Source organism: Porphyrobacter sp. AAP60, from assembly GCF_001296025.1.
Classification (GTDB): domain Bacteria; phylum Pseudomonadota; class Alphaproteobacteria; order Sphingomonadales; family Sphingomonadaceae; genus Erythrobacter.
Window position 1 is genome coordinate 226,174 of the sequence record NZ_LJHV01000008.1, and the last position, 24,506, is coordinate 250,679.

Annotated in this window: 22 protein-coding genes; 9 read left to right on the top strand and 13 right to left on the bottom strand. The window is 62.3% G+C overall.

What is annotated here, in order from left to right:
- Position 1: 1 nt before the first annotated feature.
- Entirely contained in the window at positions 2-397 is a 396-nt protein-coding gene (locus IP79_RS07010; RefSeq protein WP_054118547.1) for a hypothetical protein, read from the bottom strand.
- Between the two features lie 131 nt (positions 398-528).
- Here IP79_RS07010 and IP79_RS07015 point away from each other — a divergent pair, with 131 nt between their 5' ends.
- On the top strand, positions 529-1,536 hold the full coding sequence (locus IP79_RS07015; RefSeq protein WP_324608177.1) for a formylglycine-generating enzyme family protein: 1,008 nt from the start codon (positions 529-531) through the stop codon (positions 1,534-1,536).
- Here the strand turns inward: IP79_RS07015 and IP79_RS07020 are convergent.
- The 5 genes from IP79_RS07020 to IP79_RS07040 form a co-directional block, all read right to left on the bottom strand.
- Positions 1,533-2,513, bottom strand: a complete 981-nt coding sequence (locus tag IP79_RS07020) for a glutathione S-transferase (RefSeq protein WP_054118548.1) — start codon at positions 2,511-2,513, stop codon at positions 1,533-1,535. The two genes, IP79_RS07015 and IP79_RS07020, sit on opposite strands and share 4 nt — an antisense overlap.
- A gap of 11 nt (positions 2,514-2,524) precedes the next feature.
- On the bottom strand, positions 2,525-3,592 hold the full coding sequence (locus tag IP79_RS07025) for an MBL fold metallo-hydrolase (protein WP_054118549.1): 1,068 nt from the start codon (positions 3,590-3,592) through the stop codon (positions 2,525-2,527).
- Between the two features lie 352 nt (positions 3,593-3,944).
- Positions 3,945-4,928 (bottom strand): alpha/beta hydrolase, encoded by a 984-nt coding sequence (locus IP79_RS07030; protein WP_054118550.1) that lies wholly within the window; start codon positions 4,926-4,928, stop codon positions 3,945-3,947.
- 31 nt (positions 4,929-4,959) lie between these two features.
- Positions 4,960-5,829: a sterol desaturase family protein gene (locus tag IP79_RS07035; RefSeq protein WP_054118551.1), complete on the bottom strand. Its 870-nt coding sequence runs from the start codon at positions 5,827-5,829 to the stop codon at positions 4,960-4,962.
- Between the two features lie 41 nt (positions 5,830-5,870).
- Entirely contained in the window at positions 5,871-6,296 is a 426-nt protein-coding gene (locus tag IP79_RS07040; protein WP_054118552.1) for an EF-hand domain-containing protein, read from the bottom strand.
- A 169-nt stretch (positions 6,297-6,465) separates the two neighbouring features.
- Here IP79_RS07040 and IP79_RS07045 point away from each other — a divergent pair, with 169 nt between their 5' ends.
- From IP79_RS07045 to IP79_RS07075, 8 genes are all read left to right on the top strand, one after another.
- Positions 6,466-7,194, top strand: a complete 729-nt coding sequence (locus IP79_RS07045) for a response regulator (protein ID WP_054118553.1) — start codon at positions 6,466-6,468, stop codon at positions 7,192-7,194.
- 17 nt (positions 7,195-7,211) lie between these two features.
- Positions 7,212-8,567: an ATP-binding protein gene (locus tag IP79_RS07050; protein WP_197273768.1), complete on the top strand. Its 1,356-nt coding sequence runs from the start codon at positions 7,212-7,214 to the stop codon at positions 8,565-8,567.
- A gap of 1,128 nt (positions 8,568-9,695) precedes the next feature.
- Positions 9,696-10,250: a DUF4402 domain-containing protein gene (locus IP79_RS07055; RefSeq protein ID WP_054118555.1), complete on the top strand. Its 555-nt coding sequence runs from the start codon at positions 9,696-9,698 to the stop codon at positions 10,248-10,250.
- 71 nt (positions 10,251-10,321) lie between these two features.
- Positions 10,322-10,828: a DUF4402 domain-containing protein gene (locus tag IP79_RS15205; protein WP_197273769.1), complete on the top strand. Its 507-nt coding sequence runs from the start codon at positions 10,322-10,324 to the stop codon at positions 10,826-10,828.
- Between the two features lie 321 nt (positions 10,829-11,149).
- The gene (locus tag IP79_RS07060) at positions 11,150-11,647 is read left to right on the top strand and encodes a DUF4402 domain-containing protein (RefSeq protein ID WP_197273770.1); all 498 of its coding nucleotides are present in this window, start codon (positions 11,150-11,152) and stop codon (positions 11,645-11,647) included.
- A gap of 74 nt (positions 11,648-11,721) precedes the next feature.
- Positions 11,722-12,252: a DUF4402 domain-containing protein gene (locus IP79_RS07065; protein ID WP_197273771.1), complete on the top strand. Its 531-nt coding sequence runs from the start codon at positions 11,722-11,724 to the stop codon at positions 12,250-12,252.
- A 76-nt stretch (positions 12,253-12,328) separates the two neighbouring features.
- A complete protein-coding gene (locus IP79_RS07070) occupies positions 12,329-13,318 on the top strand; it encodes a hypothetical protein (protein ID WP_054118558.1) in 990 nt (329 codons plus the stop codon).
- Positions 13,315-16,779, top strand: a complete 3,465-nt coding sequence (locus tag IP79_RS07075; RefSeq protein ID WP_197273772.1) for a hypothetical protein — start codon at positions 13,315-13,317, stop codon at positions 16,777-16,779. The genes IP79_RS07070 and IP79_RS07075 overlap by 4 nt, the downstream gene beginning before the upstream one ends.
- Before the next feature lie 403 nt (positions 16,780-17,182).
- Here the strand turns inward: IP79_RS07075 and chrA are convergent, their stop codons facing one another.
- The 7 genes from chrA to IP79_RS07110 are packed head-to-tail and all read right to left on the bottom strand — an operon-like array spanning position 17,183 to position 24,469.
- Positions 17,183-18,514: a chromate efflux transporter gene (gene chrA, locus IP79_RS07080; RefSeq protein ID WP_082337074.1), complete on the bottom strand. Its 1,332-nt coding sequence runs from the start codon at positions 18,512-18,514 to the stop codon at positions 17,183-17,185.
- A gap of 38 nt (positions 18,515-18,552) precedes the next feature.
- Positions 18,553-18,975: a Na+/H+ antiporter subunit G gene (locus IP79_RS07085; RefSeq protein ID WP_054118560.1), complete on the bottom strand. Its 423-nt coding sequence runs from the start codon at positions 18,973-18,975 to the stop codon at positions 18,553-18,555.
- Positions 18,972-19,241 (bottom strand): K+/H+ antiporter subunit F, encoded by a 270-nt coding sequence (locus tag IP79_RS07090; RefSeq protein ID WP_054118561.1) that lies wholly within the window; start codon positions 19,239-19,241, stop codon positions 18,972-18,974. The genes IP79_RS07085 and IP79_RS07090 overlap by 4 nt, the downstream gene beginning before the upstream one ends.
- Positions 19,238-19,723: a Na+/H+ antiporter subunit E gene (locus IP79_RS07095; RefSeq protein WP_054118562.1), complete on the bottom strand. Its 486-nt coding sequence runs from the start codon at positions 19,721-19,723 to the stop codon at positions 19,238-19,240. The genes IP79_RS07090 and IP79_RS07095 overlap by 4 nt, the downstream gene beginning before the upstream one ends.
- Complete coding sequence (locus IP79_RS07100) at positions 19,720-21,246, bottom strand: monovalent cation/H+ antiporter subunit D (RefSeq protein ID WP_054118563.1); 1,527 nt, start codon at positions 21,244-21,246, stop codon at positions 19,720-19,722. The genes IP79_RS07095 and IP79_RS07100 overlap by 4 nt, the downstream gene beginning before the upstream one ends.
- Entirely contained in the window at positions 21,243-21,629 is a 387-nt protein-coding gene (locus tag IP79_RS07105) for a Na+/H+ antiporter subunit C (RefSeq protein ID WP_054118564.1), read from the bottom strand. Before IP79_RS07105 ends, IP79_RS07100 begins: the two co-directional genes overlap by 4 nt.
- Complete coding sequence (locus IP79_RS07110) at positions 21,626-24,469, bottom strand: monovalent cation/H+ antiporter subunit A (protein WP_054118565.1); 2,844 nt, start codon at positions 24,467-24,469, stop codon at positions 21,626-21,628. The genes IP79_RS07105 and IP79_RS07110 overlap by 4 nt, the downstream gene beginning before the upstream one ends.
- Positions 24,470-24,506 lie beyond the last annotated feature (37 nt).

Genomic DNA, 24,506 nt, shown 5'->3' on the forward strand with positions numbered 1-24,506 from the left:
CCTAGCCGTTGCTCTCGCGCCCGCGCCCGAGCACGCGGCTGGCGGTGATGAGAATGGAGCCCATCACGATCTCGATCCCCACCATGTGGGCGAGGAAAGGGGCACCGTGGAACAGGAAGGCGCCGGTGCGGTAAGCGGCCGCGCCCAGCAGCATCACCGACGCCGCGATGAACCACGGCCGGTCGCGCGTGAACAGTGCGAGGGCCGCGAAAGTGGCCGCGCTCATGAAGAATGCGCCAATATCCATCTGGCTGCTCAGGCCCGAGCCGGTCAGCAAGGGCATTTCAAGCACCTTGGCCGCGCGCGCCGGGACAATCAGCCAGAGGCCCGCGTTGAGCCCCATGAACAGCGCAATGAGGGTAACAAGACCCAGCAGAACCAACCGACCCACTTTCATGCCACGCTCTCCCACTTGTGGATTAATGCACTACATTTTTGGTCGATGTGGTGTCAATGGACGCGTGGCGATGCGGCATGATGTCCAGCGTGGGTGGACCGGATAGAGCATATTGACGCAAGATGTGCCACATGGTCGATGACGATCCGGGTGAGGCAGGAATGATTGGGCACAACGACAAGTGGGCCGAGCAGGCGCGGTCCAATCGGCGGCAGTTCGCAAGCGGGCCATTTGGGCTAATGCTTGCCTTGCTGTTTGCGGTTTCCGCCTGCGGGGAGGCGCCGCAGCAGGACCGGCGGAAGGTGGTTGCCGCCGCCTGCACCGGCCTGACCGAACCAGGCATGGTGTGGATTGCGGGCGGCCACTTCACCATGGGTGAGGATGCCCGCTACTCCGAGGAGGGCCCACCGCGTGAGGTTGAGGTGGCAGGCTTCTGGATGAGCCAGACCGAGGTCACCAACGCCCAGTTTTCCCGATTTGTCGCCGCCACCGGCTACCGCACCGAGGCCGAGCGCGATCCGCCCAGCTTGCCGGGCGCGCCGCCCGAAATGCTTCTGCCCGGATCGGCCGTGTTCCGGGTGCCGACGTCCGACAATCGCAATTGGTGGAATTGGGTGCCGGGCGCCAGTTGGCGTAATCCATCTGGCCCTGAAAGCGCGATCGACGGGCGCGACAATGATCCAGTGGTGCAGGTCACCTATAATGACGCACTCGCCTATGCGCAGTGGGCCGGGCTGTCGCTGCCGAGCGAGGAGCAGTGGGAATTTGCCGCACGCGCTGGCGCCGAGAGCCTGCCCGAGCCCAAGGATGCGGCTGGCAACCCGACCGCCAATTATTATCAAGGCGTCTTCCCCGCCCGCGACCTTGGCGAAGATGGCTTCACCGCCCGCGCGCCGGTCGGTTGCTTTCCGGCCAATGCCTTTGGCCTCCACGATATGATCGGCAATGTCTGGGAATGGACCACCGCCGCAGCGCGTCCGGGCCTGCCGGTCAACGTGATCAAAGGCGGGTCATACCTGTGCGCAGCCAATTACTGCGCCCGGTACCGCCCCGCCGCGCGCCAGTTCCAGGAACGTGACCTCGGCACCGATCACATCGGCTTCCGCCTCGTCGACAACCAACTGCCCGCGCCGCGTTAGGCGAAGAGTGCCAGCATATCATGGCGCGCCAGCAGCGCGTCGACCTCGGCGCGCGCGGCCGGGGGCAGTTCGGCATAGCTGCGGCGCAAGGCATTGAGGCACTTCACCTGATAGCCAAAAGTACCCTGTTCATAGGGCAATCCGTCGACCTCAATTCGGAAGCTGCTTTGCCCCGCCGCAAGTGCAGCTTCGTTGGCGAGCAAGAAAGACGCGTAAACCCGGCCTGCTTCGCTCAGCAGCGCCTCGACCACCGGGGGCCATCCCGGCGCCCAATCGCCCTCCACGCCCGAGGCATCGTCGACATGGGCGAGCCAGCGATAGGTGTACGGATAGTCGCGGCGCATCATCGCCTGCGCGGTCGGATCGACTCCGAGTTGCGAGAACTGCCCGTAAATCCCGAACTCCGCCAGCGACGGGCGGGTGCCGAACAGCCAATGGCCCGTGGTTACATGCGCTTCCAGCGCGGCCAGCACCCGGCGGGTGGAGGCCTCGATCAGCGGGAAATTTTCGCGCGTGCAGCCAACCAGCGCCATGCGCCCGACCTGCCGGTCACGGAAGGCGCTGGCGAAGCTCTCGATCTGCGCCAGCCCGCCGCCCTGGAACAGGTCGAAGGCGAGCCAGTGGCTCATCTGGTCCTGATCCACCGTCTCTAGCCAGCGATAGCCGAACATCGCCTTGGTCAGCCATTCATCGGCAAAATCCTCGATGAGATGCGCGACGAACGCCTGCGCCGGATCGTCGGGGACGATCGAGCGCTCGGCGTGCCGCGCTTCGAGATCGTGGATCAGCGCCGTGCTGTCATTGGCGAAATGGCCATCGGGATATTCCAGCACCGGGATCACCGGCGCCTTCACATGCGCCTGCGCCGCGCGCGCCGCCGGGCCTTGCGACCAGACATGCGGGATCCGGCGATAGCGCAGGATCGCCCGCATCTTCATCGAATAGGGTGACGCCAGCGCGCCGTGGAGCTTGTACATTGGGCCCTGCCCTATAGCAGACTGCGGCGATCAATAGCCTCGGTTTGCGGCGGTAGCGAGAACAGCATCCCATCCTCGCCGACCACGATTCCGCCGTCGAACCGTTCGGGCGCGTCGCCGAGGAAGGCGGGGTAGAGATAGGAGAACGGCAGCGGCGGGACGAGGTGCGAGAGCACCAGCATCCGCGCGCCCGCCGCTTGCGCGCTCTCTGCCGCCTGTTCGGGCGTGGAGTGGTAATCCTCGATGTCGGTGAAGATCTTCGCGGTGCTGGCATTGCCGTCAGCCGCGAAGGCCGCCCCGACCTTCCTGAGCATCTGCGGCTGCAAGGCATCATGGACAATCAGATCGGCCCCCTTGCAGCTCGCGATCAGGTTGTCGGATTTGGCCGCATCGCCGCTGATGCACACGCTGCGCCCCTTGTAGTCAAAGCGATAGCCGACCGCAGGCTTGATCGGGTCGTGATCGACCTTGAACGCCGTCACGGTGAGGCCGCCGCTCTGAAAGATGACGGCGGAGTTGCCCTCCAGCGCAAAGGGCCGCGCCGTAGCCCCTCCCCCGCTGGATGGCACGACCTCTTCGCCGTGATGCGCGATCCGGTAGCTGTGATCGAGCGCATAGGCGGCATTGAAGCCGGCCACCACCTGCTCGACGCCTTCGGGGCCATAGACCGGCAGCGGGGCGGTGCTGGTGCCGCGGGTCCAGTGGTACAGCATCAGCGGACCAAGGCCGTCGATATGGTCCGAATGGAAATGGGTGAGCAGCAAGGCGTCGACATCGCCGGCGCTGATGCCCATCATGTTGAGGTTGCGATTGCCATTCTCGCCCATGTCGATCACCAGCACCTGGTTTCCGGCGACAACCACATTGCAGGGCCCGGCGCGGGTCGGGTTGGTCATGGGCGAGCCGGTGCCGCACAGCCCGACATGAAGACCGTCGCCTAGGCTTGCCAGCAGGTCGCGCCCGGGCACTGCCTGCGCCGCACGCTGGTAGAGGGCCGCACCGATCGACTTCTGGAACACGAAGCCCGCCGCCAGGACGATCACCACCAACACCAAGAGCCCGAGCCCGATTCGCTTCATTATCCTTCCCCTTCAGCCGACTTGATGGCTTAATCGTTCGCATTAGGCAATTGCTCAAGCTCGGGCTTGATGATGCGGGTGGTGAGGCGCCTTGCCATGGATGGGTGACCATTTGCTCATGGAACACGAGCAGCACGTACGCAGACAGGCGGCATCTTGACTTAGCGTTCTGAATGCTCGTTGTCGGCTCGTGGCGAAACCCGCCGTTCGCCACGCCTCCGCGGGACGGCAGGCACGCCCCAAGACCTTCCGGCAGATCTCGACCCAGAGCTGGGCGGAACGGCGAATGGCGGCAACGCCCATTCCCGGTAATGCTTGCACGGGAAAGAGGCGTTGCCGCTTGCAACTCTCCCTAAGGCAAATCAAAGCGGCCATAGGTTGGCGTGCCGCCAGTCAGATGATCCACCGCAAACCTGACCGAAGCCTCGACGCCGGCGGCGGTCTGCGCCTGATTGTTGGTGTCGAAACCGTGCCCGGTGCCGACCAGCGTGTAGAAGGCATAGGGCACCCCCACCGCATCGGCCCGCGCCGCCAGATCACGCGAGACCTGGATATCCACCAGCGGGTCATTTTCGCCATGCAGGATCAGGAACGGAACCTCGCCCGCTTCAAGGTCGCTGATACGGAAAAGCTCGCCCCACCAGGCGTTGTGGAAGCGCGGTTCGGGCCGGGCAATGCCGAACTGGTTGAGCCCATAGGCAATCTGAGCGGTGATAATCGTGCCTGCCGACGAGCCCCAATAGCCCATGCGATCTATGTCGAGGCAATATTCGTCCGCGTTTGCGTCCATCCAGCGCAGGGCGGTGACTCCGTCCTCAATGGCGCTGACCACGGCGGGGAAGAGATTGCTTTGGGGATTGGCGAAGCCATCATCGACCAGCGCCTGCGCGAAGGCGGAAAATTCCTGCGAAAAGACCGGACTATCGCCGCTGAGCCGGTAATTGATCGAGACGAAGTTGATACCTGCGGCGGTGATCTGCGGGGCGATGGCGGCCACGAGCTGGTCCTGTTTGTCGCCGAGAATGAAACCGCCGCCGTGGACATAGAAGACCGTGGGACGCGGGGCGGTGCAGGTGGCTTGGGGCTGGTAGATATCGAGCAGCAGGTCGACCTTGCCGGTCGTGGTCGCGCCTTCGCCGTACTTGATGTCCTCTAGCAGCCTCGCGCTGGTCGGGGTGGGCGTCGGGGTGGGCGTGGGCGTTGGGGTCGGCGTGGGCGTGGGGGTCGGGGCGGGTGCGACGGCAACCGGCGCGGTGGTCTCGTCGCCGCCGCACGACGACAGGGCAAAGGCAGCGACGATGCACAGCAGGCTATGCGGGCGAAGGGTGGGGGTCATGGTGGTTCTCCAGGTTTTGCGTGTGGGGTGATCAGGCGGGGGTAAGCGCCTGCTGCGGGGGATCGGAAAGCGGTCTGCCGAGGGGCGCCGCGGGCCGCCCGAACAGCGCACGCCATGCGCTGTGCACCGAGCGCGCCTGCTTCAGGTCGCGCCACAGGTTCGCCCATTCGTGAAAGGCGATCACGAAGGGGTTGTTGCTGGTGACCGGCGTGGTCAGGCCGTAGCGCACTGGCTCGTCCGCCCGCTCGGCTACGAAAGTGCCGAACAGGCGATCGAACACGATCAGCACGCCGCCGAAATTGGTGTCGAGATAGGTGGGGTTCGAACCGTGATGCACCCGGTGATGCGAGGGCGTGTTGAACACCCATTCCAGCGGGCCGAGCTTGCCCACAGCCTCGGTATGCAGGAAATACTGGTAGCGCAGGTTCACCGCCATGAGCGTCGCGATCACCACGGGATGAAAGCCCATCAGCGCCATCGGCAGCAATACCACCCACGCGCCCGAGATCGTCCCGGTCCAGCCAAGCCGGACGGCAGCGGGCAAGGTGAATTCGTTGGGCGAATGGTGCACCGCATGGGACGTCCACAGCCAGCGGATCGTGTGGCTGAAACGGTGCTGCCAGTAATAGAAGAACTCCAGCACGATGAAACCGGCCGCCCAGGTGCGCCAATCATCCAGCGCCCATTGCACAGGCGCTAGCGCGAACACCGCGAACATCGCGGCGGTCACCACGCCGCCATTGATGAGCTTGGAAACGAATTGGCCCACCATCACGCCGAGGCTGGCACCCAGCGAACCAAGATCATACCCTCGCCCTGATCGCCTGCGCCAGACGAACTCGGCCAGCGCGAAGAGGGCGACGACAAGGACGAAGGCAATCGGGGGCTGATCGGTCAGCATGGTGTGCTCCAGCGGATCGGGTGATGGTGGGCCGGCCGGGCTCAGCGGGGCGAACTGAGCGCGGCGATCTCGGTGCGGCTGAGGACATTGTCGCCATTGGTGTCACCGGCAACGAAGGCAGGCGCTTCGCCGTTGGCGAGCTCGGCGCGCGAAATCCGCCGGTCACCGTTTGTGTCCAGCGACGAAAGCATGCGGTAGGCCTGATCGAAGCGCTCGCCGAACATCCGGGGGCGGTCCTTGCTGTCGACATAGCCGTCACCATTGCGATCGAGGCGCGCGAACATCTCGGCGCGGACCCGATCGAATTCGGCGCGGGTGATCTCGCCATCGCCATTGGTGTCGGCACGTTCGAGCAGCTTCCGCATTTGGTCATGCGATTGCGCGTGGGCCGGGACGGCAAGGGTCAGCGCGAGGCCGATCACAAGGCTCGCCACAAGAACGGGGAAATGAATTGAAGTCTCGGTCATCGGGGGTCTCCATCAGTTGCGATGGAGAGAGAATGACCGCGCCGCTTTGCCCTCATTTGCCTGGCACGACACAATTTGTGACGAAATGTTGCCACAGCGCGCGTGTCCAGACACAAATGGTTGCAAAATGGCTCTGGAGCCAAGTCCGGCGGGTGCCTATCATTGCCCCGTGCAACAGGGCCCAACCATCCTCGTCGTTGATGACGATCCCGAGCTTCTGGCCCTCGTTGCCGGGGTGCTGGAACGCAGCGGGATGCGCACCCTGACGGCGCATTCAGTGGCCGAAGCCGAAGCGCCAATTGCAGAGGCGCGGGCCGATCTTGTGGTGCTCGACCTGATGATGCCGGGCGAAGACGGCCTCAGCTTCTGCCGCCGCTTGCGGGCGACCTCCAATATCCCGGTCATCATGCTCACCGCCATGGCCGAGGATATCGACCGGATTGTCGGGCTGGAAATCGGCGCGGATGATTATCTGGGCAAGCCGTTCAACCCGCGCGAGCTGGTCGCCCGGATCAAGGCGGTGCTGCGTCGCCGCGACACTGATACTGCCCCCGCTCCGGCCCCACCGCCGACGCGCGTCTGGCGGTTCGAGGGGTTCACCGTTCTGCCTGATCAACTCGCCCTGAAGGACGCGCGCGGAAACGAAGTCGCGCTGACATCGGGTGAGTTCGCGCTGCTGCTGGCGCTGGTCGAACGCGCGCCGCGGGTGCTCTCGCGCGAGATGCTGCTTGATCTGTCGCGCGGGGTGAACACCAACCCCTTTGACCGCAGCATCGATTCGCAGATCAGTCGCATCCGGCGCAAGATCGAACCGGATCCCAAGCAGCCGCTCTTCATCAAGACCGTGCGCAATCTTGGCTATGCCTTCTCGGCCCCGGTGACGCGCGAAGGGCTGTAAGCAGGCAGATGGGCGGCGTGTTCAACTCGATCTTGGCGCGGGTGCTGGCGCTGACTTTCGGACTGCTGGTCCTGACTCTCGCCGGGCTGATCGTGATCATGCAGACGCCGCTATCGAGCCGCATTTTCGATCGTGCCATCACCGAGAGCGCCGACAGCATTGCCGAACTGGTGTGGCTGATCGAGACCTCACCGCCGGAAGCCGAAGGGGCGATCCTGTCGACCTATGCGAGCCGTTCGCGGATTGCCTGGATCGCGGACGGCTTTTCGGGCGAACTCGCCTCGGATCGCGCCCGGCAGGCGCTGCTGACCGGGACCGACAATGCTGTCGCACAGCGGCTACGGGAGCGGGACATTCGCTTCGATGAAGTCGGCGCGCTTGAACTTGCCCGGCGGAGCGGAGCAAACCCCGACATCTTCTACAACACGTCGAGCGCGCTCCAAATGGCCGTTGCTCTTGAGGATGGCAGAGCGCTCAACATCTGGCTGGCGCCTTCGATATTCTACACCGAGGCAGCCTATGCCCCCTATTTCTTGATCGCGGTGGTGCTGGTGGTTACTGTGCTGCTGGGCTTTGCGCTCCATGCGGTTATCATGCGGCCGATCCGCGTGTTGGAGCATGATGCCGAACTTGTCGGGCTTGCGGAAACCGCGGTGCCCGTCTCGGAAACCGGCCCGCGTGAGCTGCGCCGTCTGGCGCAGGCGCTCAACCGGATGCGGCTGCGGCTCGACGGGCTGATCCGCGAGCGCGAACAGATCATGGTCGCGATTGCGCACGATATTCGCACAGGACTCACGAAACTGCGCCTCAGGACCGATGGCAGGGAGAATGTCCCGGTCGCCGAGATCGAACCCGATCTGGCCCAGATGGAGCGTCTGCTGTCGGACATGATGGCCTATGCCCGCGCCGAACATCCGGTCGCGGAGCACGAATTGATCGAACTGCGCTCCTTCATCGCCGCCCTCGCCAAGGCTTCGCCGCAGATGATTGATGTCACGCAGGACAAGGCGTCGGACCCGTTCATGATTGCCGGGAGCCGTTTGGCAATTGCTCGGATGTTCGAGAACCTGTTCGAAAACGCAAGGCGGTACGGCAAAGGATGGGTGGGCCTTTTCGTCGAGCGGGGCGCTGCAGGGCTGACGATCGCAGTGGAGGACAACGGTCCCGGCATCCCCGAACACCAGCTGGGGCGAGTGTTCGAGCCGTTTTTCCGCGGCGAGGCATCGCGCAACAAGGCGACCGGCGGCACCGGCTTGGGGCTCGGCATAGCCCGCGCCATCGCCCATACCCACGGCGCGCAGATCCGCTTGTCCAACCGCTCGCAAGGCGGCTTGCGGGCCGAAGTGGTTTTTCCGGCTGCGATGGGCATGTAAACGCTCTGGCCGGACTGGGCAGATTTCCGGGACAGTTCGGGGTGGACGAAGATCAACGCGATTAGTTGGGCCGCGGATGATCGCTTGTCGATAGACCGGTTCTTGGCGCATGCTGCGAAGACTCCGATCCGAAACCGGCCTTTCAGCAACCCGCCCAGTTGCTGTAATCATGCCGATCTGGACAGATGAACGCTGGTTGTTCGCTCGAGGCGGGACCTGCCGCTAGACACATCGCAGGGGAACGACCGCAAAGTCTGGGAGCCCGCCTTTCGAGCCGACTGGGCAAGCAGGTCCGCTCTTAGGCGACCAGCTATGACTTACATGGGGCGCAAAGCGGACACCTGAATTCGTCTGACAACCCTGCGCAGGGCGATCCCACCCCCTAGTCTACGCGAAATGTCGATTTCCGCGTCGAGCTTAGAGATTGGTCTCGATCTGTTAAGCTCGAGACATAGGCACACCGTACGCGACGGGTCGCAAGTATATCACGCTGATTTAAAACCTGAAAACGGCGAAAAATGGATGTGGCAGCTTCTCAATCAAATCCGACTAGCCAATCGGATTCGATAATTTGGACACTATATGTCTGAAAAGGCCACACAAATCTGCCAAGCTCGGTCATCCGAATCTGATTGACGATTCCTAACTTCGAATCCGAACCGGACTGTCCCAAGTTTTCCACATGCATCCAGCAAATTTGGGATGCCGGTTGGGGGCCAGAGAGATTTCATAGTCAGAATTTAGCCTTTGATATCCATTAATTAAGCCAAAATTTGGCTTCCCGCTACCCGCTCCACAATTCCCGAGCTGCCGTTGATCGCAGCCGATTAATGCGTCGCCTGTCGCCCCAGACACAGTCGCTCCCGAACATCGGCGATAATGTCTGCTCCCGCCGAAAACCACATGCAGCTTTCGCAATCGCGCCGGATGCATCAGATTTTTATTGGGACCGGGTCTTTCCTTCGACATGACCTGCGAACCGCCCCATTGCGGGAAGACTGCAAAGATCGATGTTGTGTATCAGTTTTCGTTGCGTGGCATTTCCGCTATGCTTTGCTGACAGAACATTCTGTAGACTGCGATATGTTAAGAGCCCTGCTCTGCTGACGAGGAGCCAGATTCGACGCTATGTGCAAGCCCGTCGGCAGCCACGCAATTGTCGCGATGTGCCTTGCGGTGTCATGGCTGATAGCTACGCCAGCAATTGCAAAACCGCAGGAAGTGCGTGTGCGCAGCCAAAGTGAGCTCAGCTTTGGGACATTTATGGTCTTCGGCAGCGGCTCTCGCAGTGTAAGCGCGTCGGGAGCGGTCATTGATTCGGCGATCGTAACGCTGGACGGCCGCCAGCCACGCCCCGCCCGCTTCACGATTGAATATGATCGCGGGAACGAAAGCAAACATGTGCTGGACGTTACGATCGAACTTGTGATGTCGGCCCCCAGCAGTTTGCTGTTCGGAGGCGTCAATGCGCGGTTGTCTGCTTTTGAAACGGACTTACCCGGTCATTCACGCGTCGCATCGGGCGAAGCGATGACCATTCGTCTGACGGGATGCCGCACAAGAGTCTGCTCAAGAACTTTCACCGTTGGCGGACGGCTGGATATCTCACGCAATTTCGGTGGGGCCAGGGTCGATATTCCGATAAGCATCGACGCCAGAATCACGGGAAGAGATCGGCTGTGAGATCGGCAAGGGTGCTTCGTGCCATAAGATTTCCGCTGCTGTTTGTGGCGCGATCCCTACCGATAGTCGTGTTGACCTTTGCACCAACTGCCTTTGCGAAAAATGGCGCGACCACATTAGGCCGCGCTGAAGCCGAAGTGGTGATCCCGATCCGCGCCGTCCCGTTATCCGATCTCTCTTTTGGCTCGATCGTGGTCGGTTCTGCTGGGCGGGGGTCAGTCGAAGTTGCTCCGGATGGATCGCCGCCGCGCTACATCAATACGGCAAGATCGCTGTGTCCGAGCCAATCGGACTGTATGCCGCACCGGGCAAGCTTTGGTGTGTCTGGCGAACCAAGCAGAAGTTACCGCGTCTCCTGGCCCGGACAGATTGTCGCATATGGTGTCAGGACCGGGGCCAGTCTGACCGTTGTCAGTCTGGAAGTGCGCAGTTCCAATGCCCCTTCCGCCATGGGCGAAGGACGTCTCGACATTGCGGGTCGCGATAGTTTTTTCGTGGGCGGAACGCTGCAAGTGCCTGCCGGAACCCGGCCTGATGTGTTCCGCGCCGAACTGCCGGTCATCGTTTCCTACAACTAATGTCAAGGCGCCAAGGTGCTAACGCATAACGCGCTGATGATGCCAGAGCGCAGTAAGGGCTGGGCAAAGGGGCGGTGAGCGAGGCTCATCGTCCCTTCGTGTATCCGGCTACCAAGCGCGCCTTTGGCGTGGTTACACAGTTTCCCGCGTCGTCAATAGTGCGGGCCATATTGGTTAACTAATCACGAATTCGCGATAAGTAAGTTTTTAATCGAACCAGGGTAATTACGGTTTTGACGGGAACGGATCGCTAACCGTGTTTCCCGTTGGCCGTTGAAGACCAGATTCGGCCGAGACCAACGAATTCGAAGGGGAATTACCTTGAAGAAGCTCATCGTTCTGGCTGCCACCGCAGCTTTCATCGCGACTCCGGCTGCCGCTGCTCCGGGCGATACCTCGACCGCACAGGGTGCCGCTACCGCCGAGGTGGTCGCACCGATCACGCTGGTGCACGTCAATGGCGCGTCGCTGAACTTCGGCACTTTCACCACAGGTGATGCCGGCGGCACTGTGACTGTCGATCAGGCCGGTGTCGGCACCGCCGCTGGCGAAGTCACGCTTCTCGGTGGCTCGGTCGAAGCGGCTGACGCCTTTACCGTAGCAGGTGACGCGAACCGCGCTTTCACCATTGCCACCGCCGGTGGTTCGGTGACCAACGGCACCGACTCCATGAACTTCACCACCAGTGCCGCGACCGCCGGCACGCTTGACGCTGCTGGCGCAGCAGCGTTCTCCGTCGGCGGGACGCTCAGCGTCGCTGGCGGCGAATCCGCCGGCACCTATACCGGTTCATACGCCGTCACGGTTGCTTACAACTGAGCCTAGCTAGTGGGCGCGGGTCGCGGTTCGAAGAGCCCCGGCCTGCGCCCCTCATGCCCGCTCAGGAGGTAACCATGCGCTTTTCCAAAATTTTTATGGGGGCTTGCGCCCTCACTGCATCCCTTTTGGCTGCTCCAGTATCTGCGGAACCTGGCGATAGCTTTCAGGGAAGCGGAACAGCCGCAGCCGAAGTTGCCGACCCGATCACGATCCGGCGCATCTCCGATCTGCGTTTCGGCCGCTTTGCCTCACCCGGCAATGCGAGCACGATCCGGGTCAACGTCGATGGCACTTTCAACGCTACGGGCGAAGTGGTGTCGTCAACGAATATGGCACAACCTGCCGGTGGGCGCGGCCCAGCGCAGTTTACTGTCGATCAAGCAGGCAATTTTGGTGGCACGGTGTTCATTCCGAGCACTGTTATCATTACCAACGGCACCGCCAACATGACGGTCAACGCTATTGCAGGGCGGTTGGTTGTAATATCCGGCGTGGGCCGCAACCGCGTCTATCGGTTGGACATGGGGGGCACTCTGCGCATCAACGGGAATCAAGCTCCCGGAGCCTATCGCGGCGAATTCGACGTCACGATAATCTATAACTGATCGCTGACATCCTTACCGAATATTAACCACGTTTACCGTAGAAGAACCTAGGTTTCAAAGGTTCTCAGGCGGTAAAATGACGCACAGAAAATACATTTTCGGCTCGAGCAATTTGTCCGGGGCGATCGGGCTATTGGCATTATGCTTTGCTGCGCCGCTTCTGGGGCAAAGCCTTGCTCTCGAAGCGGCTGAGGACGTTGCCGAAGTGGCTGAAGCCCCTGCCGAACTGCCGGAGGTGAAAGCGGGCGAGGTTCCCGATGGCTCTGTTGGCGGGATGGGCGACATTAACATCTATCCGCGCCGGATCGTGATGGACCAACGCCAACGTGTTGCCTCGGTTGGTCTTTACAACAAGATGCCGTTCGAAGGCGAATACGAGATCTCGGTCGCCAATATGATCATGACTGATCGTGGTCAGATCATTCCATTCAGCAACCTGCCCGCTAACGTTGATGCCAGTGAGGTGAAGACAGCAAGCGACATGCTGCGCTGGTCACCGCGCCGCGTGCTTTTGCTGGGCAGTGAGGCTCAGACCGTCCGCATCATGGCAAGGCCGCCGGCCGACCTGCCTGATGGAGAATATCGTGCGCATTTCACAGTGGTCTCAGTCCCCAGCGACATCAACGATGGCTTCTCGATCGACGATGCGCTCGGCGGCGGCAATCAGGCCGCGGGCAACGTGGGCGTTACGATCCGCCCGCGTTTCGGTATTTCGATCCCGGTGATCGTTCGCGTTGGCAGCACCACGCTTGAGGTTGGCCTTGCGGACTTCAGCATCTCTCCGGGCGATGGCGGCCCACAAGTCTCGCTCACCATTTCGCGCAGTGGCACGAGATCGGCCTATGGCGACCTGATCATCACGGCGCCCGGACAGGAAGCACCGCTCGTCGTGGCCCGCGGGATCGGGGTCTATCCCGAAATCGATGCCCGCAAGGTACAATTGGCCATCAATCCCGAATTCGACATCAGCAAATTGACCTCGGGCATGACCGTCACCGCAACCTTCGTTGATGACGATGTCGCCCCCGGTGACACACTGGCCAAGCAGACCTTTGTCGTGCCGTGACCATTTTTCGCAAGATCGGCGTTCTTGCAGCAATTGCCGCTCTTCCAGGATTGCTGGGTGGGCCGCTCATGGCTCGGCCATGGGATAACGCCGGGGCAAGCGTGCCTGCGCAGCTGGTCGTTACTGCGTCCACTGCCCAGGACACGGTGCCGGTTGCGCGTCTACTGAAGGTCGTGCCGGACCTTCGGCAACCGCCCGAAATCAAGGCCATGCCCCGCCATAGTGCTGTGCCAATGACAGCTTCTCAGCCCGACCGTTTGATCCGCGCCGCCTTTCAGGCACAGCCCGCGGCCGGACGCGCGGCGGTGGGCGTGCAGCCATCAGCAACCCTCGTTACCCCAAAGGTCCAGAAATCGACCGGGTCAGGCGTCGCTCAACTGGCCCCCTGGACCTTTCGCCTCGACAATTCAGACGCCCTGATCGCGCCCGGAGCCTCTGGCCCGATGGTGCGCGGGCCATATGATCGTCTAGCGCCCGATTTTGTTGCCGTTCCCCCGCTTACCGACCGGACGGCTGAAAGTGCACACGATCATCGCATGGGCGATCCACAACCGGCGTCAGCGTCGATTCCGCAGAACGCCGCGGTTTCGGCTGCCGCGCGGCCAATGCCCGCTTCCGATACCGCTCCCGAGAACGACCGGAGTTTGGCGCCGCAGGAATTGTTGGCCAAGGCTGACGCAAGTCCTGCCAGGATCCGAATGATCGAGGCAGGCGCTGCGCTTGCCGCCGCTGTTCCGATCAAGCCCGTTGCCCGGCCGATTGAATCGGCCAGTCCGGCAAGTCTGCCAAATGGCACAGCACCAACGGAACTGGCGGCCCAGCAGCAGCAAAATTACGACATTCGTCCCGGCACCCAAACATTCCCTGCCGAAGAACGCAAACCGGCCTTTACGATTGATGACGAACTGATCTTGCAGCTGAAGATTAAGGGCTTTGATGCCACTGATACGGTGGTTGCCTATGGCACGCGTGAAGCGGTCTTCCTGCCGGTTGGCGAGATTGCGCGCATTCTTGATCTCGCGATCCGGGTCAGTGACGATGGCAACTATGCTAACGGATGGTTCCTGGACGAAGCGCGAAGCCTCACCATCAACCTGCGCGAGCAAACCCTGATCACGCCCGAAGGCATGCGACCGCTGAGGCCTGGCGAGGCCCAAGCCTTTGATGGCGAAATGTTCCTGCGCAGCGAGCTGTTCGGCGAGATTTTTCCGCTTGAGTTGAAGCCGAACCTGAGAGCGCAGGCAATCTATCTTGCCACGCTGGAGCCTTTTCCTTTCGAGGAACGGATGCGGCGCGAGGCAGAGCGGGCGCAGCTGGGGGCACGCGAGGGAAGACCGCAGCAGGCGGCCTGGCCACGGCAGGAAACGCCATGGCTGGCCGCATCAATGCCGCTTGCCGACGTTGAAATGCGCGCGGTTTCGGATTCCCCGATGGGTTCGCGGCTTGAAGGCGATCTGCGGCTTGGCGGGGATTTGGCATTCATGACCGCCCAAACCTATTTTTCCGCCTCGACCAGGGACGGCCTGGTGGCATCCCTCATCCAGCTGGGACGCAGCGATGCGGAAGGCAACCTGCTCGGCCCGCTGGACGCCACCGATTTCCAGTTCGGCGACGTCGCCACATCCTCGATGCCTTTGGGGCTGCGCGGGCAAGCCGGGCGCGGCGCATATATCACAAACCGGCCATTCCAGAACGCATCCGTGTTCGAACAAATCGATCTGCGCGGGATCCTGCCCAATGGATATGAAGTCGAACTTTACCGCAATGATGTTCTTGTGGGCTCGATCGCCAGCGCGGCAAATGATCAATACGAATTCCTCGAAGTGCCGGTCGATTACGGGCTCAACGTGTTTCGTCTGGTGTTCTACGGGCCGCAAGGGCAGCGCCGCGAAGAAATCCGGCGCGTCACAGTGGGCGATGGGCGGCTGGCGACGGGGCAGTTTGAATATGATGTCGGCCTGGTTCAGCGCGGCGAAAACCTGCTGGCTGTTCGAGGCCCGAACTTCAATCCGATCGAAGGTTTTGGAAGTTGGCAAGCTGCCGCAAGGCTGTCTTACGGACTGAACTCAAAGCTCACTGCCGTTACAAGCCTCGCCTATTTCGAAGAGGATGATGGCACCTTGTCGGTTGCTACGGCCGGACTGCGAAGCGGCTTTGGCTCGCTCGCCTTTCGTGCCGACGGGGCCCTTGGAACCGATGGGAGCACTGCAATAGGTGCCGGGATCGGCGGACGCCTGATGGGCGGCGCGTTCTCGCTGTCCCACTTTGAATATGGCGGCGGTTTCCGGGACGAAATCAGGGTCAACACCCGCGATCCCCTACGCCGCGCGACCGAGCTCGATTTCAACGGTAACATCAAGCTGCCTCGACAAGCCATCCCGATCGCCGCCCGCATTCGCCACGTTGAATTCGAGAACGGGCGATCCGATACCAACGCCATCTTCCGAAGCTCCTTTCGCCTGCCCGGCGTGGTGGTGTCGAACACGATGGAATATTCGCGCAACACCAACCCAGACGGCACAGGCTTTTCCCAACTGATCGGCAATTTCGACCTTGCCACTTTCAAGCGCTCACGGGTGCAGATGCGCGCATCGGTGGGCTATGCGCTGTTGCAAGGCCCTGAAATTACCAATGGTTCTGTGCAACTTGCCTATCAGGTCGATGATCGCACCTCGGTCAGCGGGCAAGCCTTCCACTCATTCCAGACGGGCGAATTTGGGCTTGGCGCCTCTGCAGTGCGTGAATTCGACAAGTTCACCGTAGCGATTGACGGAACCTATGCCTTCGAACAGAAAAGCTATTCGGTCGCGCTGCGGCTTGGGTTGAGCTTCGGCCGCGATCCTTACAAGCGCAATGTCTTCGTCGCGCCACCGGGGCAGGCTTCATCGGGGGCAGTCAGCCTGAGAGCATTTCAGGACATAGATGGCAACGGCACCTTCAGCGCAGGCGATGTTCCGCTCAGGGACGTGAATTTCAACGTGTTCAACAACACCGCAACAACCGATGAACAAGGGATGGCCCTGCTCACGCGGCTTGGCAATGGCAACCCGGTTGCAGTTCAAGTCGATCCTGCAAGCCTGCCCGATATCATGATGGCCCCGGCCTCCCGGGGAATTGAGATCGTGCCCCGCGCCGGACGTTTTCACGTGATGGACTTCCCGATTGTTGCTCTGAGCGAGATCGAGGGGACAATCACCTTTGAAGGCGCAGACACAGCGCGCGGGGTTTCCGGACTGCGGCTGCTGCTGCTGGACGACAAGGGCGACGTCGCCGGATCGACGCGGACCGAGCGCGGCGGCTCTTATTTCTTCGAGCAAATCAAGCCGGGTCGGTTCAGGCTCGCGCTAGAACCGGAACAGGCGAAGCGGCTCGGCATCTGCATGGCGGGAAGCGCGACGATTACGGCCGCGCCGACTGGCGACATTTACACGCTGGACGCAGTCATCCGAGAATGTGCGTAGAGGCCTTCGCCGGTCTGGCATTTTGGTTTATCGCTGCCGTATGGACTGACCGTCTCGACCAGGTGTCCGTTTAGGGCGCGCTAGCTGGGCGGCCGCTTTTGTCAGAACCCGAGAAATCTGCCGAACGCGTTCGGCAGATGTGCCAGCGAACACGAACGGTGCAAGCGTTTGTTTTGCTCTTTGGGGCAAAATGGGGAATCGAACCGGTGCCAAAAGCTGGTCCTAGACCTTCTCCCACAGCGGGATAGAAACGCCTTCGCAGACCCAACAACCTGCGGTTTTCGAGATCATGGAAATGTGGCGCCGATTCCCGCTACGCGCTCCAGCCTCCAAATCACTGAAAACCAGATCAAATCTGGCCCTCAGCGGGCAGTATCGCGATTTTGAGCGCTGGCGGCGGCTTTCATGTGGCCCACGCCAGCGCAACTCCGCCCGCCGCGCTGAGCGCCAGAATGCTCAGCACTGACCAGCCGAACCGGAACGCCAGCAGCACAGCAAGCACCGCCAGCACGGCGGCACGCCAATCGAGGCTGGCAATATCGGGCCAATCAAGCCGCACCGGGCCGAAGCTTCGTTCCCCTACCCGCGCGAACAGAACGTGCAGTGCGAACCATGCGGTAAGGTTGGCGATCACGCCCACCACCGCCGCTGTTACCGCTGCCAGACCACCCTTCAACCGCGCCGCATGGCCCAGCCGGTCAATCCACGGCGCCAACGCGAAAATCCACATGAAGCACGGCGCAAAGGTGACCCAAGTCGTCAGGATGGCCCCCAGCAAACCGGCCACCAGCGGCGTGAACGGATCGGGCGCGCGGAAGGCGGCGAGATAGCCGACGAATTGCGTGACGAGGATCAGCGGGCCGGGTGTGGTTTCGGCCAGTCCCAGCCCGTCGGCCATTTCGCCCGGCCGCAGCCAGCCAAAGCTCTGCACCGCTTCCTGCGCCATATAGGCCAGCACCGCGTAGGCTCCGCCAAATGTCACCACAGCCAGCTGCGAGAAAAACACGCCGATGTCCCAAAACACGTGATCGCGGCCCAGCGTGAGCGCAATCAGCACCATTGGCGCTGCCCAGACCGTGCCCCACAGCGCCGCCGCACCGATGGTGCTGCGCCACGGAGGGCGGGACGGGGCAGAGGGCGCCGCAGCGGGCTTCAGCGCCAGCCAACCGGGACGAAACGCCGCCGCGATCACGCCAATGGCGCCTGCCCCCAGCACGATCAGCGGAAATGGCAGGTCAAACAGGAACAGGCCCAGAAACGCACCCAGCGCCAGCCCCCGTTTGAGCGGCGTATCGAGTGCGCGCCCTGCAATGCGCATCAACGCCTGCACCACAATCGCCAGCACCGCCGCCTTTACGCCCAGAAACACCGCCGCGACCCATGCCAGATCAGCCGCCACTGCGTAGAGCATCGACAGCGCAAGGATGATCACTGCGCCGGGAATCACGAACAACAAGCCCGCTACCAACCCGCCGCGCATGCCGTGCAGGCGCCAGCCGATCCAAGTGGCAAGCTGCTGTGCTTCGGGACCGGGTAGCAGGTGGCAGAAATTGAGCCCGTGGAGGAAATCCGCCTCGCCGATCCAGCGCCGCTTTTCCACCAGTTCGTGGTGCATCAGGGCGATCTGTCCCGCTGGCCCGCCAAAGCTCAGCACGCCAATGCGAGCAAACACGCTCACCATTTCGCCAAAACGGACACCCTCGCCCTGCATCGGTACGGTCGTGTCAGGCGACATCTTGTTCACCCTGCCGCTGTGCGTTGGCGCATAGCGCCTCAATCGCCTTCAAGATCGCCCGGCGTGCCCAGTTGGGGGGCTTCATGCGTTGCCCAGTCCACTCCGGCAGCGGGCGGCAAAGGCTCGCCTGCGGGACCACCCGGCTCTGACGCATCGCCCTGGCGAAGCCGCAGCAGATGCACCTTGGCAATCATGTTGGCGCTGATCGGCGCGGTGACGAACAGGAACACGGACACCAGCAATTCGTGCGTGGTCCATTCCCCGCGGACGAACTGGAACCACACGATCGAGGCAACCAGAATCCCACCCAGCCCCAGCGTGGTCGCCTTGGTCGGCCCATGAAGCCGTTCCATCAGCGAAGGCAGGCGCACCAGCCCCCAGCTGCCGATCAGTGCAAACGCACCGCCAAGCACGATCAGCGCGCTGACGACCACCTCGGCCAAGGACACACCGCCGGTCATTCGATGATATCCCCGCGCAGGAGGAACTTGGCATAGGCGACCGTGCCGACAAAGCCGACCATCGCCAGCAGCAGCGCTGCTTCGAAGGAGGTGCCGCTGTTGCCCGCAATTCCGGCAAGTACGATCAGCCCGATCACGTTGATCACCATTGTATCGAGCGCGAAGATGCGATCGGCCACGCCCGGCCCTTTGAACAACCGCCACAGGTTCATCGCCAGCGCCAGACCGAGCGCACCGAAGCCGAAGGCGAGCGCATAGCCGATCATACGAATATCCTCATCAGCCGGGATTCATACCGCGCCTTGACCTTGGCAACCTCGGCCCCTGGCTCAGGCGCGTGGAGGGCATGCACCAGCAGATATTTCCCGCAGGCCGAAACATCCGCTGATACCGTGCCAGGGGTCAGGCTGATCGTGCCTGCAAACACAGTGATCGCTTCGGGCGTGGTCAGATCGAGCGGTACGGTCAGCCATGCCGGGCGCAGATCACGGTTCGGCTTGAACAGGATGATCGCGGCAACTTCGAAATTGGCAATTATGATATCCCACAGCACCAGCCCGACATAGGCGATGCCTGGTGCAAATCGCACGTGGGGTCGCCCCGGCCACCAAGGCGCGGTGAACAGCGGAACCACTATGCCGATCACAATGCCAAGGAATAGCGAGCCGAAGGAGATGTCGTTGACCATCACCATCCACATTGCCACCAGCAGCGCGCTGAGACCGGGGTGTGGAAGCAGGCGGTTCATGACGCGCCCCCTTGCAGCAGCACCACCGCCGCGCTCTGCGTCGGATCAAGCACCTGCGCGGCGGCGGCGTTGGCATAGGCGCTTGCCCAGCCTGCCCCGACCGAAAGTGCCACTAACAGCGCAAGGGCAATAACCGGTGCGGCAAAATCGGCGCGGCTGGTGCCCGGGACTGGCTGTTGGGGCTCAGCAGCGGCAGCCTTCCAGAACACCGCGCTGCCTACGCGCGCAAAACCGATCACACCGATAAAGGTCGTCACCAGGATCACTGTCCATCCCGCCCCCCAGTCCGGCAACGGGGCGAGCGATTTGAGGATCAGCAGCTTGCCGATAAAGCCCGATAGTGGCGGCAATCCGCAAACGGCAATGGCGGCCACCATAAACAACAGTCCGGCGCCTTGCCGATCCGCGAAATCGGCTCCGGGGCTGGCGCTGTCGCCATAACCCCTGCGGCGGCGCGCGACCACATCTGCCACCAGAAACAGCGCAGCAGCCGCAATGGTGGAATGAACGAGATAATAAAGCGCGGCACCAAGGCTTTCGGGCGTCCAGCCTGCAACCGCAATCAGCAGCGTGCCGGTTGATCCGACCACTGCATATGCGGCCTGTTCCGAAAGGCTGCGGGCCACGAAAACCCCGGCAAAGCCGATCACGGCGCTCACTATCGCGGCAGGCAGCAAATAGGGCGCTGGCACCCACGCAGCAGCTCCCGCGCCATCGCCAAACACCTGCGGCACCACCCGGATTATCGAATAGACACCAACCTTGGTCATGATCGCAAACAGCGCTGCAACTGCCGGAGTAGAGACGGCATAGGTGCGCGCCAGCCACAGGTGGAGCGGTGCGACTGCGGCCTTCAGCGCGAACACGCTCACCAGCAGCAGCGCGGCAATCCGCAGCAAGCCCTGATCGGCAGGGGCAATCTCTGCCACACGCAGGCCCATATCGGCCATGTTGAGTGTGCCGGTGAGTGAATAAAGCAGCCCCAGCGCAATCAGGAAGACCGACGAACCGACAAGGTTCACCACCACATATTGCACCCCGGCCTTCAACCGGGCCGAACCCTGCCCGTGCAGCATCAGACCGTAGGATGCGATCAGCAGCACTTCGAAAAACACGAACAGGTTGAACAGATCGCCGGTCAGGAACGCACCGTTCAATCCCATCAGCTGGAACTGGAAAAGCGGGTGGAAATGCCAGCCCTTGCGATCGGCGCGGGTTACAACCGCGTGCAGCAGAGCAATCAGGGCCAGTGTAGCGGTCAGCACCAGCATCATCGCGGCCAGCCTGTCGGCCACAAGCACGATGCCGAACGGTGCGGGCCAATCGCCCATGGCATAGGAAATGATGGTGCCATCGATCACCCGTGCCATCAGAGCCAACGCTGCGCCAAGCATGGCCAGGCACGAGGTCAGCGCTATACCAACGCCCAGTGCCCGCCGCCGCCGCATCACCAGCAGCGCGAAAGGTGCGGCCAGCGCGGGGATCGCCACTGGCAGCACGGGCAGATGTTCGGCCAGGATCACGGCTGATCGCCCCCGCCTTTGTTGCCGCCCAGCCCGTCCTGCGCGTCGCAGGGAACGGTATCGCCATCGACATGGTCGCTGCCGGTTTCAAGGAAGCTGCGCAGGCTGAGGATCACTACAAAGGCGGTCATGCCGAAGGTGATCACGATCGCCGTCAGCGCCAGCGCCTGCGGCAGGGGATCGGTGTATTCGGCAACCGCCTTGTCCCAAATCGGCGGGCGCCCCACCACCAGTCGCCCCGATGCGAACAGGAACAGATTGACCGCGTAGGAGATGAGCGTGAGGCCCAGCACCACCTGAAAAGTGCGCGCACGCAGGGCAAGAAAAATGCCGCCTGCCACCAGCACGCCGATCGCACTTGCGACGAGGAACTCGTAGGTCATGCCCCGGTCTCCCGTTCATGCTGCTCGACCGTCGCACGCGCGGCGCGCTGGGCAATGTTGCTGAGCTTGGCCAGCGCCAGCATGACCGCGCCGAATACGGCGAGGAATACGCCGATATCGAACATCATCGCGCTTGCCAGTTCGAAAGTTCCGATCAGGGGAAGCGTGAAGTATTCGAAGGTCGAAGTCAGGAAATTGGCACCGAAAAGCAGGGAACCGAGACCCGTCGCTATCGCTGCAAGCACACCCCATGCAATCATCTTGTGCTCGCTGAACCGGCGCCGCTCATCAGACCAGTCGAAGCCCGCGGCAAGATATTGGACAAGGAAGGCAATCGCCACCACCAGCGCGGCAATGAAACCGCCGCCAGGCTGGTTATGCCCGCGCAGGAACAGGAATATCCCCACCGTCAATGTCAGCGGCAACACGATGCGGCTCGCCATCACCAGCATCATCGGATGGCGTTCGGGCGACAGGACAGTGTCCATGCGCCACGCCCGCAGCCGCGCACCTGCTGCGCCGACCACAGCGGTATCCAGCAGCGCGAAAATACCCAGTCCGGCAACCCCGAGAACGATAATCTCGCCCAGCGTATCGAAGGCGCGGAAATCGACGAGGATGACATTGACGACATTGGTGCCGCCCCCGCCCGATTTGGCATTGGCAAGGTGATAGGCGGCGATGGTGGTGCCGACATCTCGCGTCAGCATGGCCCATGCGATCCCGCCAACCAGCACGCCGCCGGCAACCGCCAGCGCCCCGTCACGCCACTTGCGCGGCGCGGATGATAGCAGTGGCGGGCTTTTCGGCAGCAGGTTCAGCGCCAGCAGCAACAGCAGGATCGTGACCACCTCGACCGAAATCTGCGTAAGCGCGAGATCGGGCGCGGAAAACTGCACGAAGGCGAGGCTGATCACGAGGCCGATGACGCTGATATAGATCAGCACCCGCAGGCGGTTGCGCGAATCATTCACCACCGCAGCCGTGGCCGCGATCATCAACACCCATGCGATGATGCCGGGCGCAGAAGCGGGCAGACCCGGACGGGCGCCGGTCAACACTCCGCCGCCGGTCACCACCCCATCGATCACTAGGGCCACAATCACGCCGAACGTCGCCAGCAGCATATTTTGCAACGAGGGCGCGTGGGACGCCACGATCGCCTTGCGCGTCCAGCGATCGGCAAAGGCGATCGTGGCTTCAAACATCCGTTTGGCATCGGGCCAGCGCACGCGTTCCCACAGTGCCAGCAATGTTTGGTGCTGCCATAGCAGCAGAGCGCCGCCGGCAACCGCGATCAGGCTGAGGACAAGCGCAAGGTTGACCCCGTGCCACAACGCAAGATCAAACTCTGGTGCAGGCGCACCGGTCACCGCGCCCGTGACTGCGCCTACCAGCGGCGCGGCGAGTGCCATAGGGATCAGTCCCAGCAACACCGCCAGCGCGGTCAGCAGGGCGGGGCCGCCCCACATGCCAGCGCCCGGATCATGCGCGCGGGCAAAAGGTTCAGCCTCGCGCGGCTTGCCTAAGAACAGATGCCCGGCCAACCGCAGCGAATAACCGACCGAGAAAGTCGCGCCCAACGTGGCCAGTACCGGCAGCAGCCATGGCAGGCCCAACAACGCGACCTTTGGCGTTTCGTAGAGCATCAGCTCTTTCGATATGAACCCGCCCAGCGGCGGTAGGCCCGCCATAGATGCGGCGGCGAGTGTCGCAATGATTGCGGTAATCGGCATCGCTTTGGCCAACCCGCCCAAACGCCGGATATCGCGCGTGCCGGTTTCGTGTTCGACGATCCCTGCGCTCATGAACAGCGCAGCCTTGAAAGCTGCGTGGTTGAGTATGTGCAGCACCGCAGCCAGCGCCGCCGCCTTGAGCGAAAAGCCCAGTAGCATCACCAGCATGCCGAGCTGGCTGATGGTCGAATAGGCAAGGATGCTTTTCAGGTCATGCCGGAACAGCGCCACGCCCGCGCCCAGTATCATCGTGATCAGGCCAACGCTGGTAACGATCAGCGTGTAAGCTTCCGTCCCGGCCAGCACCGGCCATAGCCTTGCGAGCAGGAACACCCCCGCCTTCACCATGGTGGCAGAGTGGAGATAGGCGCTCACCGGGGTGGGGGCTGCCATTGCGTGGGGGAGCCAGAAATGGAACGGGAACTGCGCCGATTTGGTGAAGCACCCCAGCAGGATCAGCCCCAGCAGCACCGGATAGTGCGGAGAGGCGCGAACAATGTCACCGCGTTCAAGGATAGTCGCCAGATCGAACGATCCCGCCACCACGCCCAGCAGCAGCAGGCCGCCAATCAGCGCCAGACCGCCTCCGCCTGTCACCGCCAGTGCCATGCGCGCGCCCTGCCGCCCTTCGGCCTTGTGCTGCCAGAACCCGATCAACAGAAACGAGGCGAGGCTGGTCAACTCCCAGAACACCAACAGCAGCAGCACATTGCCTGCGATCACGATGCCCAGCATCGCGCCCTGAAACAGCATCAGGCTAGCAAAGAACCGTCCTGTCGCCTCGCCCGCGTAGAGATAGAAATGGGCAAAGATTACCACCAGCAGGCCAATGCCTAGGATCAGGCCAGCAAACATCAGGCCCAGCGGATCAACCATCAATGCCAGATCAAGTCCGAGCGTTGGCACCCAGTCCCACCGCGCTGTCGGCACTTCGCCCGCGATCACCGGGCCCGCCAGCGTAGCCAGCAGCGCGAGGCCGACGGCGCTCGCTCCGCCAGCAATGCCCGAATGCACGGCACGGCTCGCCCCCGTCACCAGCGCAATGGCCAGCGCGGCAAGGAATGGCAGCGCCACCAGCGTGAGAAGCGTCAATGGTATGGCCATTGGCGGTCTGGCGGTCCCTTGTTACGAAATTGCCCTG